The sequence below is a fragment of the Pseudomonas sp. BIOMIG1BAC genome (assembly GCF_001705995.2).
Taxonomy (GTDB): Bacteria; Pseudomonadota; Gammaproteobacteria; order Pseudomonadales; family Pseudomonadaceae; genus Aquipseudomonas; species Aquipseudomonas sessilinigenes.
In genome coordinates this window covers 153,065-167,901 of record NZ_CP049045.1, presented here as the reverse complement: position 1 = coordinate 167,901, position 14,837 = coordinate 153,065, and the positions used below count along the sequence as shown (strand labels likewise).

Below are 14,837 nucleotides of genomic sequence, written 5' to 3'. Positions count from 1 at the left end.
CAAGGATGGTCTACCCTCATTCCAGACGTCTGAACAAGGGGGGATTTTTCATGCTTGTGCAACTTCCACCGGCCTTACAGAATCTGCAACTGCCCCTGCGCCTGCGGCTCTGGGATGGCCATGAGTTCAACCTCGGGCCCGAGCCCAATGTCACCATCGTGGTCAAGGACCCGCAATTGGTGGCACAGCTCAGCCACCCAAGCCTGGATGCGCTGGGGGGCGCATTCGTCGAGGGCAAGCTGGAGCTCGAGGGCTCCATCAGCGAAGTCATTCGAGTCTGCGACGAGTTGAGCCAGGCCCTGCTGGCCGACGATGAAAGCGACCAGCCCGTGCGCTCGCTGCACGACAAGGCCACCGATGCCGCCGCCATTTCCTATCACTACGACCTGTCCAATGCCTTCTACCAGCTCTGGCTGGATAGCGACATGGCCTATTCCTGTGCCTACTTCGAGACCGGCAGCGAGACCCTGGAGCAAGCCCAGCAGGCCAAGTTCCGCCACCTGTGCCGCAAGCTGCGCCTGCAGCCGGGCGACTACCTGCTGGATGTCGGTTGCGGCTGGGGTGGGCTGGCCCGTTATGCCGCCCGCGAGTTCGGCGCCAAGGTCTTCGGCATCACCCTGAGCAAGGAACAGCTGGCCCTGGGCCGCGAGCGGGTCAAGGCCGAGGGCCTGGAAGACCTGGTGGAACTGCAACTGCTGGACTATCGCGACCTGCCCCAGGATGGCCGCTTCGACAAAGTGGTCAGCGTCGGCATGTTCGAGCACGTGGGCCACGCCAACCTGCCGGAATATTGCCGGACCCTGTTCGGCGCCGTGCGCGAAGGCGGCCTGGTGATGAACCACGGAATCACCGCCAAGCACACCGACGGCCGCCCCGTGGGCCGGGGAGCAGGGGACTTCATCGAACGTTATGTCTTCCCCAACGGCGAGCTGCCGCACCTGTCGATGATTTCCGCGCATATCAGCGAGGCGGGCTTGGAGATCGTCGATGTGGAAAGCCTGCGCATGCACTATGCCCGCACCCTGGATCACTGGAGCGAACGCCTGGAAGACAATCTGGAGGCCGCGGCCAAGCAGGTGCCGGAGCAGGCGTTGCGGATCTGGCGGGTGTACCTGGCAGGTTGCGCCTATGCATTCGCCAAGGGCTGGATCAACCTGCACCAGATTCTCGCGGTCAAGGCTCATGCCGATGGCAGCCATGAACTGCCCTGGACCCGGGACGACCTCTACAACCCGTAAGGCCTGTCTTCACAGGATCGGAGAAATCAGCCGCGCGACCCGCATGCCCAGTTGTTGCAGGCGGTGGGTCTGGCGGCTTTCTTCCTTGGCCACTTCCCGCGCCCTGGCGAAGTCGGCTTCCAGCATGTCCTGCACCTGGGTGGCGAAGTCATCGTCCACGGTCAGCAACATCACTTCGAAATTCAGGCGGAACGAACGATTGTCCAGGTTGGCGCTGCCGATGGCGCTGATCTCATTGTCGATCAACACCACTTTCTGATGCAGGAAGCCGGGCTGGTAGCGAAATACCCGGACGCCGGCACGTACTGCCTCGAAGGCGTACAGGCTGGACGCGGCATAGACGATGCGATGGTCCGGGCGTGCCGGCAGCAGGATGCGCACATCCACATCGCGCAGTACGGCCAGGCGCAAGGCGGCAAATACGGCTTCGTCGGGAATGAAATACGGGCTGGTGATCCATACCCGTTCAGTGGCGGCGTGGATCGCCTCGACGAAGAACAGCGAGCAGGTCTCGTAGGCATCGGCCGGACCGCTGGCCAGCAACTGGCAGAGCACGCCGCCATCGGGATAGGTGTCCGGCAGGATCAGCGGCGGCAGCTCCCGCGTTGCCCAGTACCAGTCTTCGGCGAAAGACTCCTGCAGGCAGGCCACCACCGGGCCGCCCACTTGCACATGGGTATCGCGCCAGGGCGCCAGGGGCGGCTTCAGGCCCAGGTATTCATCGCCCACGTTGTGCCCGCCCACGAAGCCCAGCACGCCATCCACCACGACGATCTTGCGATGGTTGCGAAAGTTGACCTGGAAGCGGTTGAGCCAGCCGCTGCGGGTGGCGAAGGCATGCACCTGGACTCCGCCGTCGCGCAGGACTTGCACGTAGCTGGCGGGCAGGGAGTGGCTGCCAATGCGATCGAAGAGCAGGTGGATGGCCACGCCTTCCCGGGCCTTTTCCAGCAACAGGCGTTGCAGGCGCCGGCCCAGTTCGTCGTCGTGGATGATGAAGAACTGGATCAGCACTGCTTTGTGGGAGCGGCGGATGGCATTGAAGATCGCCTCGAAGGTGGCATCGCCGTTCACTAGCAGGCGCACCTGGTTATTGGCCAGGCAGGGCATGCGCCCCAGCTTGGGCATGGCCCGCAGCGAAGCGTAGGCCGCGGAGGCGCGGGCGGTGAGCGCTTCTTCGACCCAGGGCCGCCAGTTCTGATCGTTGATCGCCTTGTGCATCTCGACGTTGGCTTGTCGCCGGGCCTGGATATAGGCATCGAAGGTGCTGCGGCCGAACACCAGGTAGGGAATCAGCGTCAGGTAGGGCATGAACATCAGTGACAAGGCCCAGGCAATGGCGCCTTGGGCGGTCCTGACTGTGAGCACTGCATGGATCGCGGCGATCAGGCCAAGAAAGTGCAGTAAGGCGATGAGGTAGCCGAAGGGATGTGGGCCAAAATAATCCATGGGGCAGCCATGCTCCTGAAGATTCGATGCCTGGGTCCAGCTAACAGACCATGTTCCACGACGAAAGTCGCTATTTTATTGTGCATGCAACGCCGTGCCCTGGCCGAAGTCTAACGGCCACTATTGTCTAGGAGTCATTCGATGAAACTTCGTTTAGTGGGTTGGGCCTTGGCGGCGGGGTTGGCGCTGCCGCTGGTTGCACAGGCACAGATGCTGCAGCCGGGGTTGTGGGAGCTGACCAGCAGCAACATGAAGATCGATGACCAGAACCTGCCGGACCTGTCATTGATCCTCGGCCAATTGCAGCAGCAGATGACTCCACAGCAACGGGCCATGCTGGAAAAACAGGGCGTGACCATGGGCGGCAAGGGCATTCGCGTCTGCCTGACGCCGGACCAGGTGAAGTCCGACACCATCCCGCTGCAGGACCCGCAGTCCGGTTGCCAGCAGCAGGTCACCGAGCGCAGTGGCAACCAGTGGAAGTTTCGCTTCAGCTGTCCCAAGGCCCAGGGCAGTGGGGTGGCGAAGTTCATCAGCGATCGCGAGTTCACCACCAATGTGATCGGTACCTTCAACGCCACCGGCCTGCAGCAGAAAGGCAGCATGGACACTCGCGCAGTCTGGCTTGGCCAGGATTGCGGCACGGTCAAACCCCGCGCCTCTTGAGCCGGGGCAGGGCGGCTAGCGGGTGAAGCGCAGGGGCAGGCCTTGGCAATGCTCGTTCAAGCGTCCCTGGTGCCAGGCCAACTGGCCTGAAACCAGGGTAGTGCTCACGCTATGCCGCCAGCGCCGACCGCTAAAGGGCGTCCAGCCACAACGGGCCAGGATCGGTTGCTCATCCACGGCCTGGCCTTCGGGTTCCGGGCGAATCAACACCAGGTCGGCCCAGTAGCCTTCACGCAAGTAGCCCCGATCGGGGATGGCGAACAGGTCGGCCACCCGGTGGCTGGTCTTCTCCACCAGGGTGGTCAGCGGCAGCACGCCGTCGGCCACCAGTTCCAGCAACGCCGGTAATGCATGTTGCACCAGGGGCAGCCCGGCAGGGGCTCGGGTGTAGGGCAGCTGTTTCTGCGCCCAGGTGTGGGGCGCATGATCGGTGCCGATGACATCCAGGCGTTGGCTGTTCAGGGCTTGGCGCAGAGCGTCGCGGTCGGCCTGGGACTTGATCGCCGGGTTGCACTTGATCAGGTGCCCCAGGTGCGAGTAATCCCGGTCGTCGAACAGCAGGTGGTGCACGCACACTTCGGCGGTGATGCGCTTTTGTGCCAGGGGGCGGTCTTCGAACAGCGCCAGTTCCCGGGCACTGGTCAGGTGCAGCACATGCAGGCGGGTGCCGTGGCGCCTGGCCAGGGCCACAGCCATGGATGAGGAACGGTAGCAGGCCTCGGCATCGCGGATGCGTGGGTGGGCGGCGGCCGGAATCTGCTCGCCATACAACTGCTGCCAGCGTTGCTGGCGAACCTGGATGCTCGGTGTGTGTTCGCAATGGGCCAGGAGAATGGTCGGTACCTGGCTGAACAAGCGGTCCAGCACCTGGGGATCGTCCACCAGCATGTTGCCGGTGGAGGCGCCCATGAATACCTTGACCCCGGCGACTGTGGTGGGGTCGAGGGCAGCGACGGTATCGAGGTTGTCGTTGCTGACCCCGAAGTGAAAGCCGTAGTTGGCCACCGAGTGTTTGGCCGCACGGCGTTGCTTGTCCTCCAGTGCCTCCAGGGTCAGGGTGGCCGGCGAGGTATTGGGCATGTCCATGAAACTGGTGATGCCACCGGCCACCGCTGCCCGCGATTCGCTGTGGAAGCTGCCCTTGTCCGGCGCGCCGGGTTCGCGAAAGTGCACCTGGTCGTCGATCATGCCCGGCAGTAGCCACTGGCCCTGGGCGTCGATCTCCAGCTCGGCGCTCAGGTGGTCGAGGCTGCCGATGGTCTCGATGCGACCGTTGTTCACCAGCAGGTCGGCATCCAATTGTTGCCCTTCGTTCACCAGCCGGGCATTGCGGATAAGGATTCGGCCCATGGTCAAAACTCGTTCTGCAGGGCCTTGTAGCCACGGACCAGGTCGACATTGGTGCGCGCCACATCTTCGGAAAACTCCGAGGCGCTGACACTCACCGGAGGAAATTGCCCGAGGTCGGTCTTCGGGCCGATGCGAGTCGTGGACGGTACATAGAAACCTTGGGGCAGGTCGCGCCCATCCACCACCGAGTTGTGCCGCACTACGCTGCCGTCGCCGACCACGCAGTTGAACAGCACGCTGTTGAAACCGATGAACACCCGATCACCGACCACGCATGGACCATGGACGATGGAACGGTGGGCGATGGAGGTGTACTGGCCGATGGTTACCGCCGCTCCGGATTTGGAGTGGATCACTACGCCGTCCTGGATATTCGAATTGGCGCCGATGGTGATGGCCTCCATCTGGCCGTCGGCGTTCACTTCGTCGGCGCGGATCACGGCGTAGGGGCCGACGAAGACGTTCTCGCCGATCACCACCTTGCCGCAGATGATGGCGGTCTTGTCGACGTAGGCCGATTCGGCGATGACCGGCAGGTCGCCGGAGGGGTTTTTACGGATCATGGCGCGGGTCCTTCAAGGGGGGAACTGATGACTTCCACCGCGCCATCGCGAATGGCGTTGTAGAAACAGTTGGGGCGCCCGGTATGGCAGGCCGGTCCGCTCTGTTGCACCTGCAACAGCACGGCATCGCCGTCGCAGTCCAGGCGTGCTTCCACCAGGCGCTGGCGATGGCCGGAACTCTCGCCCTTGCGCCACAGGCAATTGCGCGAACGCGACCAGTAGCAGACCTGGCCGCTGGCCAGGGTTTCGGCCAGGGCCTGGCGGTTCATCCAGGCCAGCATCAACACCTCGCCGCTGTCATGTTGCTGGGCGATGGCGGCGATCAGGCCATCGGCGTTCCAGGGCAGGGCGTCGAGCACTGCGGTCAATGGCCAGCGGCTGCCCAGGGGAGCTGTTTCCAGATCCAGCAGCGATAGCGGCGGGTGCTTGATCATGGTCGGCTCAGGGCGTCGTACAGCGTATTGAGGTTGTATTCGAACAGCCCGGTGAAGGTACTGGCCGGGCCGCTGGCCGACAGCGCATCGGAATACAGGACGCCGCCAATATGCGCACCGCTTTCCTCGGCGATCTGCTTGAGCAGGCGCGCATCCTTGATGTTCTCCATGAACACCGCCTTGACCTTGGCCTTGCGGATCTGGGTGATCAGCGCAGCGACTTCCGCCGCCGAGGGCTCGCGTTCAGTGGACAGTCCCTGTGGGGCCAGGAACTCGATGCCGTAGGCCTGGCCCAGGTAGCCGAAGGCATCGTGGGAGGTGACGATCTTGCGGTTGCCCGCCGGCAGGGCGCCGAGCTTGGCCTTGGCTTCGGCCAGCAAGCGGTAGATGCGCTTGAGGTAGTCCTGGCTGTTGCGTTCGTAGTCGCTGCGATGGGCCGGGTCGGCGGCGATCAGCGCCTTGGTGATGTTGTTCACATACAGTTCGCTGTTGGCCAGGTTGTGCCAGGCGTGAGGGTCGGGGATTTTCTCGCCGTCTTCTTCCAGGCTGCGTGGGATCACGCCACGGCTGGCGGTGATCACGGTGGCCGGGGTAGCGGTGCTGGCGACCAGGCGATCGAGCCAGGGTTCGAAGCCCAGGCCATTCTTGATGATGAGCCGGGCGCCAAGCAGGGCCTTGGCATCGTCCGGCGTGGGTTCATAGGTATGGGCGTCTTCGTCGGCCCCCACCAGGTTGCTGATCCGTACGTGTTCGCCACCGACCTCGCGGGTCATGTCGGCGAGAATGCTGAAGCTGGTGACCACGGCAATTTTGTCCGCCGCCTGGGCACTGGATAACCACAGGGACAGCAGCAGGCTGGACAGCACGAGTAGGGCGCGCATCGACAGGAACCTCACAGGGATGAAGGCAGGGGCGGGCGGTGCAGCAGGCCGTGGACCGGCCCGAACACCACCGACAGCAAGTACAAGCCGCCGGCTATCAGCACGATGGCCGGGCCGCTGGGCAGCGAGTAATGGAACGACAGCAGCAGGCCGAGCCAGACCGACAGGCAGCCCAGGGCCGCGCTGATACCGATCAGGACCGGCAGGCGCCGGCTCCAGAAACGCGCAGCGGCGGCCGGCAGCATCATCAGACCCACCACCATCAAGGCACCGATGGCCTGGAAGCCGATCACCAGGTTGAGCACCACCAGGGTCAGGAACAACCCATGGGCCAGGGGGCCGAGCCGGCTGACGCTGTGCAGGAATAGCGGATCGAGGGTGTCCAGCAGCAAGGGTCTATAGATCAGGGCCATGGCCAGCAGGCTGACGGCCGAGACGATCAACATGCCGTCCAGGGTCGGTCCGTCCACCGCCAGGGCCGAGCCGAACAGCAGGTGCAGCAAATCCAGGCGTTTACCGGCCAGGCCCAGGATCAGCACTCCGGCGGCCAGGGAAATCGGGTAGATAGCGGCAATGCTGGCGTCTTCCCGAAGGCCGGTACGACGAGTGATCCAGGCTGCCAATCCGGCCATGCCCAGTCCTGCGCCAAGTCCTCCGAGAGTCAGGGCGGGCAGGCTCAGGCCGGCGAACCAGAAGCCCAGGGCTGCTCCGGGGAGAATGCCGTGGGCCACCGCATCGCCGATCAGGCTCATGCGCCGCAGGATCAGGAACACACCCAAAGGAGCGGTACTGCAGGCCAGCACCAGTCCACCGAGCAAGGCCCGGCGCATGAACATGAATTCGTTGAAGGGGTGCCAGAGATGGGCGGCGAGGTGCATCAGGCCACCTGAGGGCAAATGGGGTGGGCGATCAGTTCCTGGCTGGGAGCGAACACGCAACCGCTGTGCTTGAGCAACAGGGCCTGGGGAATATGCTGGCGCACCGCGGGCAGGTCGTGGCAGACCACCACCAGGGTGCGGCCTTGGGCGTGCCAACGGTGCAGGTGTTGCCAAAGCAGGGCCTGGCCGGACTCGTCGAGGGCGGCATGGGGTTCGTCCAGTAACAGCAGTGACGCTTCGGTGAGGGTCAACCGGGCCAGCAGCGCACGTTGCAACTCTCCACCGGACAAGGCCATCAATGGGCGTTTCTGCAGACCTTGCAGATGCCAGTCGGCGAGGACCGCGTGCAGTTTTTGGGATCGGCTGGCGGCGGTTTCACGCTTGCCCCAGAGGCCGGCGATCACCAGTTCCTCCAGGTTGATCGGGAACTGTCGGTCCAGGTGTTGCTGCTGCGGCAGGTAGGCCAGGCCTGTGTGTCGTGGCAGGCTGCGCTCGACCTTGCCCGAGAGCGGCTTTTGCAGGCCGGCGATTACTTTTAGCAGGCTGCTTTTACCCGAGCCATTGGCGCCGATGATCGCAGCCAGGCTGCCGCTTGCCAGATGCAGATCCAGCGGTGGAGTCAGCGGCTGGCCCGGAGGTCCCCAGCGCAAGGCGTGGCAGCGCAGCATCAGGCCTCCCAGTTCCAGCGACTTTCGGCCACGGCATCATGGGCGTGCAGGCTCTCTGCATGCACGACCCGCAAGGCGAAGGCATTGATCCCGGGGGAGCGACGCAGGGCCAGGTTGAGGCGCCGGGCAGCGTCTTCGCAGAACATCAGGTTCTGCCCATTGGCCAGGGCAAAGGCTTGTTCGTCGGCACGTTTTACGGCGGTTTGTACGGCGGTGCCCAGGGCGTTTTCTGCGTCGTCGATCACCGCGATCAGCGGCAATTCATCGACGAAGTTATCCAGGCGCAGACGCAACTGCGCGTTGCTGCGTTGGCTGTGGGGCGTGGCGACGATGCCTTGGGTCGAACCCAACCAGGCCAGGACATCGGCATGCTGCAAGGTCTTATTGGCGAAGTCATCGACGAACTGTTGCTGGATCAGCTGGCGCGACAGTGCCGCCGAGCAGGGGCAGGTCGAGGAATAAGGTACGTCGATCTTTAGTTCCACGTGGAACATGGCGTTTTTCAGCTGTGCCTCGATGCTCAGCGGATAGCGTTTCCAGCCAGCCAGTGGGCTGATCAGCGCCGGTCGCTTGAGCAATAGATCCAGGTGAATGCGCAGGTAGGCGTGTTGCGCCAGGCCTTCATGGCTATCGAGGAAGCGTTGCAGCACCCGACGCAGCAAGGCCGGGGTGAGGTTCTGCTGCTCCAGCATTTCCAGGGCCAGGTACAGGCGTGACATATGGATACCCCGGGCTTCGCCATCGTCGAGGCTGACTCCCGCATCGGCCATGGCGGCGGTTCGCTGGCCATCGATCACTACAGGTAAGGCGATGCCGCACATGCCGACCCAGTCCAGTGGCAAGGCTTGGCGTGAGGCCTGCGCGGCAATATCCGGCAGAGTCAGCGCGTTCATGAGCAGGTCCGTCGTTGGAAAAGATTCGACATGTTATATTATAACAATACACGTGATGGAAAGTTTTTCCTCAACGGTCATCCATCCTGCCTCGTGAGTACGGACGCTCCTTTATTTGCGGTAGTCGCCATGCATAGACGTCAATTGCTCAACCTGTTGTTGGCCGGTACGGCCCTGGTGTTCCCCTGGAGTGCCTACGCCACGCAGATCCGCAGTGCGCGGCTGTGGAACTCCGCCGACAAGTTGCGCCTGGTGCTGGATCTGAGCGGCCCGGTGCACTACAAGACCTTCACTCTGAGCGCCCCCGAGCGGCTGATCATCGACCTGAGCGGTGCGCGCCTGAGTGGTGACTTCAGCCAGCTGGCCTTGGCCAATACGGTGATCCGCTCGATCCGTTCCGGGCATTTCGGCCAGGGTGATACCCGGATCGTTCTCGATTTGAATCAGCCGGTGCAGCTCAACAGCTTTCTGTTGCCTCCCCAGGACGGACAGGGCCATCGCCTGGTGCTGGATCTGTCCAGCAGCACCAAAATCGCACCCAGCATTGCCGCGGCTGCGGCGCCGGCCGCCAAGCCCCCGGCCCTGACGGATCGGGTCCATCCCAAGCGCGACATCATCGTGGTGGTGGACCCCGGGCATGGTGGCAAGGACCCTGGAGCGGTAGGGGCCAGGGGCGAGCGTGAAAAGGATGTGGTGTTGTCCATCGCCCAACTGCTGGCCAAGCGGCTCAAGCGCGAGAAGGGCTTCGACGTGAAGCTGGTGCGCAACGATGACTTCTTCGTGCCATTGCGCAAGCGTGTGGAGATCGCCCGCAAGCACAAGGCGGACATGTTCATTTCAGTGCATGCCGATGCTGCACCGCGCCTGACCGCTTCCGGGGCCTCGGTGTTCGCCCTGTCCGAAGGCGGGGCGACCTCCGCCACAGCGCGCTTCATGGCCCAGCGGGAGAACGGTGTCGATCTGCTGGGGGCCAGCAGCTTGCTCAATCTCAAGGACAAGGACCCGATGCTCGCGGGGGTGATCCTCGATATGTCGATGAACGCCACCATCGCCGCCAGCCTGCAATTGGGCAGCACCGTGCTGGACAGCCTGTCGGGGATTACCAGCCTGCACCAGAAGCGCGTGGAGCAGGCCGGGTTCGCCGTTCTCAAGTCGCCGGATGTGCCCTCGATCCTGGTGGAGACCGGTTTCATCTCCAACAGCCGCGACAGCCAGCGCCTGGTCACGGCGCGGCACCAGCAGGCGATTGCCGATGGCCTGTTCCAAGGCTTGCAGCGCTACTTCGAGAGGAATCCGCCGGCCAACAGCTACATGGCCTGGCTCCAGGAAGCCAGGAACAACCAGGTCTAGGGCGTCCTCAGCAGCCCGTGATGCGACTGCAAGTGAACTGGCCACGGCTGCCGCCAGAGCTGGAAAAACGATTGCGCGTGGTCCAGCCCACGCGCTGGCTGTAGCCCACCCAGGCCTCGCCGTCGGAGGCCAGGCCGGTGAAGAAGGTCAACTGCCCGTAGCGGCTGTTGGTCTGCGCCCAATAGCGCTTGCCACTCACCTCGAAGCCTCGCAGGTAGGTCGTGCTGCCGGCGGCGGCAACGCTGTAGGCATTGCCCTGTGGATCGACGCAGGCCAGCAGCGTGGCACTGCGGGTGCAGGCCGCCAGGGTACTGGGGAGCGCGGCACAGGCATGGCCGGCAAGCAAGGTCAGGCTGCAGATCAGGGCGGGCAGGATCGGGCGCATGGCAGTTCTCTGGGCAACAGGGGCGCAGCATCGCGCCCTTCGTCATGTCGGGCAAGAGAGGGTTGGCGGATCTGCATTGTTATAATATAACATAAAAGAAAACCCGATCCGTGACCCGCCATGACTGAACAAGACCTGCTCGCCCAGCCCGATGCGCACTACATGAACGATGCCCAACAGGGTTTCTTCCGCGAGTTGCTGCTGGCCCAGCGCAGTGAGCTGCAGGAGCGCATCTGCGGCGAATTCGACCTGCTGCGCCAACAGGAAACCCATAGCGACCTGGCGGATATCGGCAGCGCCGAGGAGCAGCATCAATGGCAACTGCGCCTGCTGGAGCGGGAAAAGAAGCTCCTGGACAAGATCGATGAGGCCCTGGAGCGCCTGGCCCGTGGCGAGTACGGCTGGTGCCGCGACACTGGCGAGCCCATCGGCCTGCGGCGCTTGCTGCTGCGGCCCACCGCCACCTTGTGTATCGAAGCCAAAGAACGCCAAGAGCTGCGCGAACGCCACCAACGGGCGCTTTGAGCCAGCCGCGAACCTGATGAGGATCTACCCCATGACCGACCGTCTTCCCGTTACCGTGCTGTCCGGCTTTCTTGGCGCGGGCAAAAGTACCCTGCTCAATCATGTGCTGCGCAACCGCGACAACTTGCGGGTGGCGGTGATCGTCAACGACATGAGCGAAATCAACATCGACGGCAGCGAGGTGCAGCGTGATGTCAGCCTCAATCGCGCCGAAGAAAAGCTGGTGGAGATGAGCAACGGCTGCATCTGCTGCACCCTGCGCGAAGACCTGCTGGAAGAGGTGGGCAAGCTGGCCCGGGACGGCCGCTTCGACTACCTGTTGATCGAGTCCACCGGTATTTCCGAACCGCTGCCGGTGGCGGAAACCTTCACCTTCCGCGATGAGTCCGGCCAGAGCCTGGCGGACATCGCGCGGCTCGACACCATGGTCACCGTGGTCGACGGCATGAACTTCCTGGTGGATTACCAGGCTGCGCAGAGCCTGGCCTCGCGGGGGGAAACCCTGGGCGAGGAAGACGAGCGCTCGATCACTGACCTGCTGATCGAGCAGGTGGAGTTTGCCGATGTGATCCTGGTCAGCAAGATCGACCTGATCAGCAGCGAAGAGCGCCAGGAGCTGCTGGCGATCCTGGCGCGGCTCAATGCCCAGGCGCAAATCATCCCCATGGTCATGGGCCAGGTGCCGCTGGCGAAGATCCTCAATACCGGCCGTTTCGATTTTGAGCGTGCGTCCCAGGCGCCGGGTTGGTTGCAGGAGCTGCGTGGCGAACACGTGCCGGAAACCCAGGAGTACGGTATTGCCTCTACGGCCTACCGGGCTCGGCGGCCATTTCATCCGCAGCGCTTCTTCGACTTCATCAACCGGCCCTGGAGCAACGGCAAGTTGCTGCGCTCCAAGGGCTTCTTCTGGCTCGCCAGCAAGTACCAGGAGGCGGGCAGTTGGTCCCAGGCCGGTGGCCTGATGCGCCATGGCTTCGCCGGGCGCTGGTGGCGCTTCGTGCCCAAGCAGCACTGGCCCCTGGATGAGGAGAGCACGGCGGCGATCATGCACAACTGGACTGCAGCCACTGGCGATTGCCGCCAGGAGCTGGTGTTCATCGGCCAGAACATCGACTTTGCCCAGCTTCGCGCCGAGCTGGACCAATGCCTGCTGGACGACGCCGAAATGGCCTTGGGGGTCGAGGCCTGGAGCTTGCTGGTTGATCCGTTCGGGCCCTGGCATGACGAGGAAGCGGCCTGATGTTGAACCTGTGCACTCCACTCACACCATTGCCCAGGCGGCCATTGCTCGGGTCGTGGCCGGTCGGTTTCAGGCAGCTGCGCCGTCCGGCCATTGGCGCCACGGCGGCGGTGCTGGCCGAGGTTCTCGAGGATGACGTCAATCTCGGCCTCTGGCAGCGCCAGTTGCCGGCGCATATCGCGGATTTTGGCGAGTTGTTGCTGTCGCTGAACGAGCCCCTGGCCGAGTCCCTGAGCCTGGAATTGCCTGATGAGGACGCCGTGCCGAATCTGCGTGGGTTGGCCTCCGGGTTCAGCGATTTACTGGGTTATGAAGGCTTTATCGCCGATGTTTCCTGGCTAGTCAGTGCTTTTTCCTGCCTGCTGGGCGCCCGGCGCGTGGGCTTGCGCTTGCGGGTGCTGGACAAGGCCATGTGCCCGCGTTTTCACGTGGACCACGTACCGATGCGCCTGATCACCACTTATGCCGGTATTGGCAGCCAATGGCTACGCGAAGGTGCGATGGACCGCCAGCAGTTGGGGCGGCCGGAAGCCGAACCTCGGGACCCGGCGCTGATCCAGCAGATCAGCTGTGGTGCTGTCGCGCTGTTCAAGGGCGAGAAGTGGCACGGCAACGAAGGTTTTGGCCTGATCCACCGTTCGCCGCAACCTGCGACGGGGGAGCGGCGCTTGATCCTAACCCTGGACTGGCTGGGCTGATGTAGCCACTGCCGCAGGTGGCGCAAAGGATGACAGGCCTCAGCGCCAGGGCGCTCCCGCGTTCGTGCCGGGCTTACCCGGCCTTTGGTAGCGGCTAGGGAAGAAGGCTACAAGCCAGCGGATTTTCGCCCGGACCAGGAAGGGCGTAGCATCGCTTAACGGCTTCTTTGGACCTCTTTCCCATGCTGCAGGACATCCCCACCCACGTGATTGCCGGCCCCCTGGGCGCCGGCAAGACCAGCCTGATCCGCCATTTGCTGGAGCAGCGTCCGGCCAACGAGCGTTGGGCGATATTGATCAACGAGTTCGGCCAGATCGGCCTGGATGCAGCCTTGCTCAGCCGTGATGACGACGGTATCGCCTTTGGTGAGGTGGCCGGTGGCTGCCTGTGCTGCGTCAGCGGCGCACCGTTCCAGGTCGGATTGGGGCGTCTGCTGCGCAAGGCCCAGCCCGATCGGCTGTTCATCGAACCCTCCGGCCTCGGTCATCCGGTGCAACTGCTCAAGCAGCTGGCGCAGGCGCCCTGGCGAGGTGTGCTGGCGCTGCAGCCTTGCGTGCTGGTGCTCGACGCCCAGGCCCTGGCTGCGGGCCAGCCGTTGCCTGCGGCGCAGTTGGAGGCGCTGCCCGAAGCGGGACTGCTGGTGCTGAACAAGGATGAACTGCTCAGCGACGGCGATCGGCTGCGGGTGCTGGAGCAGTTGCCGGATCGGCCGCTGTTCTGGACTCGCCACGCAGCGTTGCCGCTGGCCGAACTGCCGGGGCTGAGCGTCACTGCCCAGGTTGCCCTGGAGCCGCCCGAGCTGCCCCACGGCCTGGCACAACTACCGGCGGTGTGGAGCGATCCGGCACAGCCGATCTGTCTCAGCCAGGCCCAGGAAGACGGCTGGAGCATCGGCTGGCGCTGGCATCCGGAGCAACAGTTCGATCTGACCCGGATCGACCACTGGCTACAGAACCTCGACTGGCGCCGGGCCAAGCTGGTGATCCATAGCGCTGAAGGTTGGCGATCGGGTAATGGGCTGGATAACTCGCCGTTCAACTGGTTGCCCAGCGAGTGGCGGCGGGATTCGCGCCTGGAGCTGATCTTCGCAGAGCCTCAGGACGTGGCAGCGCTGCAGGCCAGCCTGGCGCAGTGCCGCCTGTAGCGGCGTGAGCGAGGGTTGTTTAAAAAATGATCAGTTGCGCCACTTGCGGTGCTCTTCGCGCCACTGGCTCAGTTCGATGATCTCGGCGCTGGGTAGTGGCTCCTTGACCTCAAACGGATAGGGCGCCAGCTCGATGTGCGCGCTGTGGGCGCCGAATTGGGTGATGGTCCCGGCATGGCGGGTCTCGCCAGTCACCGTGAACTCGAAATTGTAGATCCGCGCCAGGCGCCGGCGGCCCTTGGCGTCCTTGGCAAAACCGATGCGCTTGAGGGCCACGTTGCCGTCCAGCAGTTCGATATCGAGCCGGGCGCAGTGCTGCTTGACCCGCTCCAACGCCCGCTCGCGCAGGCCGTGGTTGTGCCACAACCAGGCAGCGCCGGTTGCCAGCAACATCAATACAAAGATGTTTCCAAGGGTCAGCATGAAGGTGTGCTCCAACGAAGTGACATCAGCTTAACTGCGACTCCGGTCTGT

The 14,837-nt window shown here is 63.7% G+C and carries 17 protein-coding genes; 7 read left to right on the top strand and 10 right to left on the bottom strand.

Features of this window, described 5'->3' with window-relative positions; all coding sequences use genetic code 11:
- Window positions 1-50 precede the first annotated feature (50 nt).
- Window positions 51-1,238, top strand: a complete 1,188-nt coding sequence (gene cfaB / locus ATY02_RS00760; RefSeq protein WP_068578346.1) for a C17 cyclopropane fatty acid synthase CfaB — start codon at window positions 51-53, stop codon at window positions 1,236-1,238.
- A gap of 9 nt (window positions 1,239-1,247) precedes the next feature.
- Here the strand turns inward: cfaB and cls are convergent, their stop codons facing one another.
- A complete protein-coding gene (gene cls, locus ATY02_RS00755; protein ID WP_068578348.1) occupies window positions 1,248-2,687 on the bottom strand; it encodes a cardiolipin synthase in 1,440 nt (479 codons plus the stop codon).
- A gap of 141 nt (window positions 2,688-2,828) precedes the next feature.
- On the opposite strand from cls, the gene ATY02_RS00750 reads away from it, so the two are divergent.
- A complete protein-coding gene (locus ATY02_RS00750; protein WP_068578350.1) occupies window positions 2,829-3,353 on the top strand; it encodes a DUF3617 domain-containing protein in 525 nt (174 codons plus the stop codon).
- Window positions 3,354-3,368: 15 nt separating this feature from the next.
- Here the strand turns inward: ATY02_RS00750 and ATY02_RS00745 are convergent, their stop codons facing one another.
- From ATY02_RS00745 to folE2, 7 genes are read right to left on the bottom strand one after another with little or no spacing between them, the layout of a single operon-like run.
- Window positions 3,369-4,703, bottom strand: a complete 1,335-nt coding sequence (locus tag ATY02_RS00745; protein ID WP_068578352.1) for a dihydroorotase — start codon at window positions 4,701-4,703, stop codon at window positions 3,369-3,371.
- Window positions 4,704-4,705: 2 nt separating this feature from the next.
- Window positions 4,706-5,266 (bottom strand): carbonate dehydratase, encoded by a 561-nt coding sequence (locus ATY02_RS00740; protein ID WP_068578354.1) that lies wholly within the window; start codon window positions 5,264-5,266, stop codon window positions 4,706-4,708.
- The gene (gene hisI / locus ATY02_RS00735) at window positions 5,263-5,700 is read right to left on the bottom strand and encodes a phosphoribosyl-AMP cyclohydrolase (protein ID WP_068578356.1); all 438 of its coding nucleotides are present in this window, start codon (window positions 5,698-5,700) and stop codon (window positions 5,263-5,265) included. The genes ATY02_RS00740 and hisI overlap by 4 nt, the downstream gene beginning before the upstream one ends.
- On the bottom strand, window positions 5,697-6,581 hold the full coding sequence (locus ATY02_RS00730) for a metal ABC transporter substrate-binding protein (protein ID WP_068578357.1): 885 nt from the start codon (window positions 6,579-6,581) through the stop codon (window positions 5,697-5,699). The genes hisI and ATY02_RS00730 overlap by 4 nt, the downstream gene beginning before the upstream one ends.
- An 11-nt stretch (window positions 6,582-6,592) precedes the next feature.
- Window positions 6,593-7,459 (bottom strand): metal ABC transporter permease, encoded by an 867-nt coding sequence (locus ATY02_RS00725; RefSeq protein ID WP_068578359.1) that lies wholly within the window; start codon window positions 7,457-7,459, stop codon window positions 6,593-6,595.
- Window positions 7,459-8,127, bottom strand: coding sequence for a metal ABC transporter ATP-binding protein (locus ATY02_RS00720; protein WP_068578361.1), 669 nt, complete (start codon window positions 8,125-8,127; stop codon window positions 7,459-7,461). The genes ATY02_RS00725 and ATY02_RS00720 overlap by 1 nt, the downstream gene beginning before the upstream one ends.
- Entirely contained in the window at window positions 8,127-9,020 is an 894-nt protein-coding gene (folE2, locus tag ATY02_RS00715) for a GTP cyclohydrolase FolE2 (RefSeq protein ID WP_068578364.1), read from the bottom strand. Before folE2 ends, ATY02_RS00720 begins: the two co-directional genes overlap by 1 nt.
- A 129-nt stretch (window positions 9,021-9,149) precedes the next feature.
- Here folE2 and ATY02_RS00710 point away from each other — a divergent pair, with 129 nt between their 5' ends.
- Window positions 9,150-10,370 carry an N-acetylmuramoyl-L-alanine amidase gene (locus tag ATY02_RS00710; RefSeq protein ID WP_068578366.1) on the top strand — a complete coding sequence of 407 codons (1,221 nt, stop codon included), beginning with the start codon at window positions 9,150-9,152 and terminating at the stop codon, window positions 10,368-10,370.
- 7 nt (window positions 10,371-10,377) lie between these two features.
- Here ATY02_RS00710 and ATY02_RS00705 read toward each other — a convergent pair whose 3' ends face one another.
- Window positions 10,378-10,755: a glutamine synthetase gene (locus ATY02_RS00705; RefSeq protein WP_068578368.1), complete on the bottom strand. Its 378-nt coding sequence runs from the start codon at window positions 10,753-10,755 to the stop codon at window positions 10,378-10,380.
- 120 nt (window positions 10,756-10,875) lie between these two features.
- Here ATY02_RS00705 and dksA point away from each other — a divergent pair, with 120 nt between their 5' ends.
- The 4 genes from dksA to ATY02_RS00685 all read left to right on the top strand — a co-directional run bounded on the left by dksA (window position 10,876) and on the right by ATY02_RS00685 (window position 14,363).
- Window positions 10,876-11,280, top strand: coding sequence for an RNA polymerase-binding protein DksA (dksA, locus tag ATY02_RS00700; RefSeq protein WP_068578370.1), 405 nt, complete (start codon window positions 10,876-10,878; stop codon window positions 11,278-11,280).
- 31 nt (window positions 11,281-11,311) lie between these two features.
- Window positions 11,312-12,520: a zinc metallochaperone GTPase ZigA gene (gene zigA, locus ATY02_RS00695; protein ID WP_068578371.1), complete on the top strand. Its 1,209-nt coding sequence runs from the start codon at window positions 11,312-11,314 to the stop codon at window positions 12,518-12,520.
- Entirely contained in the window at window positions 12,520-13,218 is a 699-nt protein-coding gene (locus tag ATY02_RS00690; protein WP_068578373.1) for a DUF1826 domain-containing protein, read from the top strand. Before zigA ends, ATY02_RS00690 begins: the two co-directional genes overlap by 1 nt.
- Before the next feature lie 182 nt (window positions 13,219-13,400).
- The gene (locus tag ATY02_RS00685; protein ID WP_068578375.1) at window positions 13,401-14,363 is read left to right on the top strand and encodes a CobW family GTP-binding protein; all 963 of its coding nucleotides are present in this window, start codon (window positions 13,401-13,403) and stop codon (window positions 14,361-14,363) included.
- Window positions 14,364-14,393: 30 nt separating this feature from the next.
- On the opposite strand, the gene ATY02_RS00680 is transcribed toward ATY02_RS00685, so the two are convergent.
- Window positions 14,394-14,786, bottom strand: a complete 393-nt coding sequence (locus ATY02_RS00680) for a DUF3301 domain-containing protein (RefSeq protein ID WP_068578377.1) — start codon at window positions 14,784-14,786, stop codon at window positions 14,394-14,396.
- Window positions 14,787-14,837: the final 51 nt, after the last annotated feature.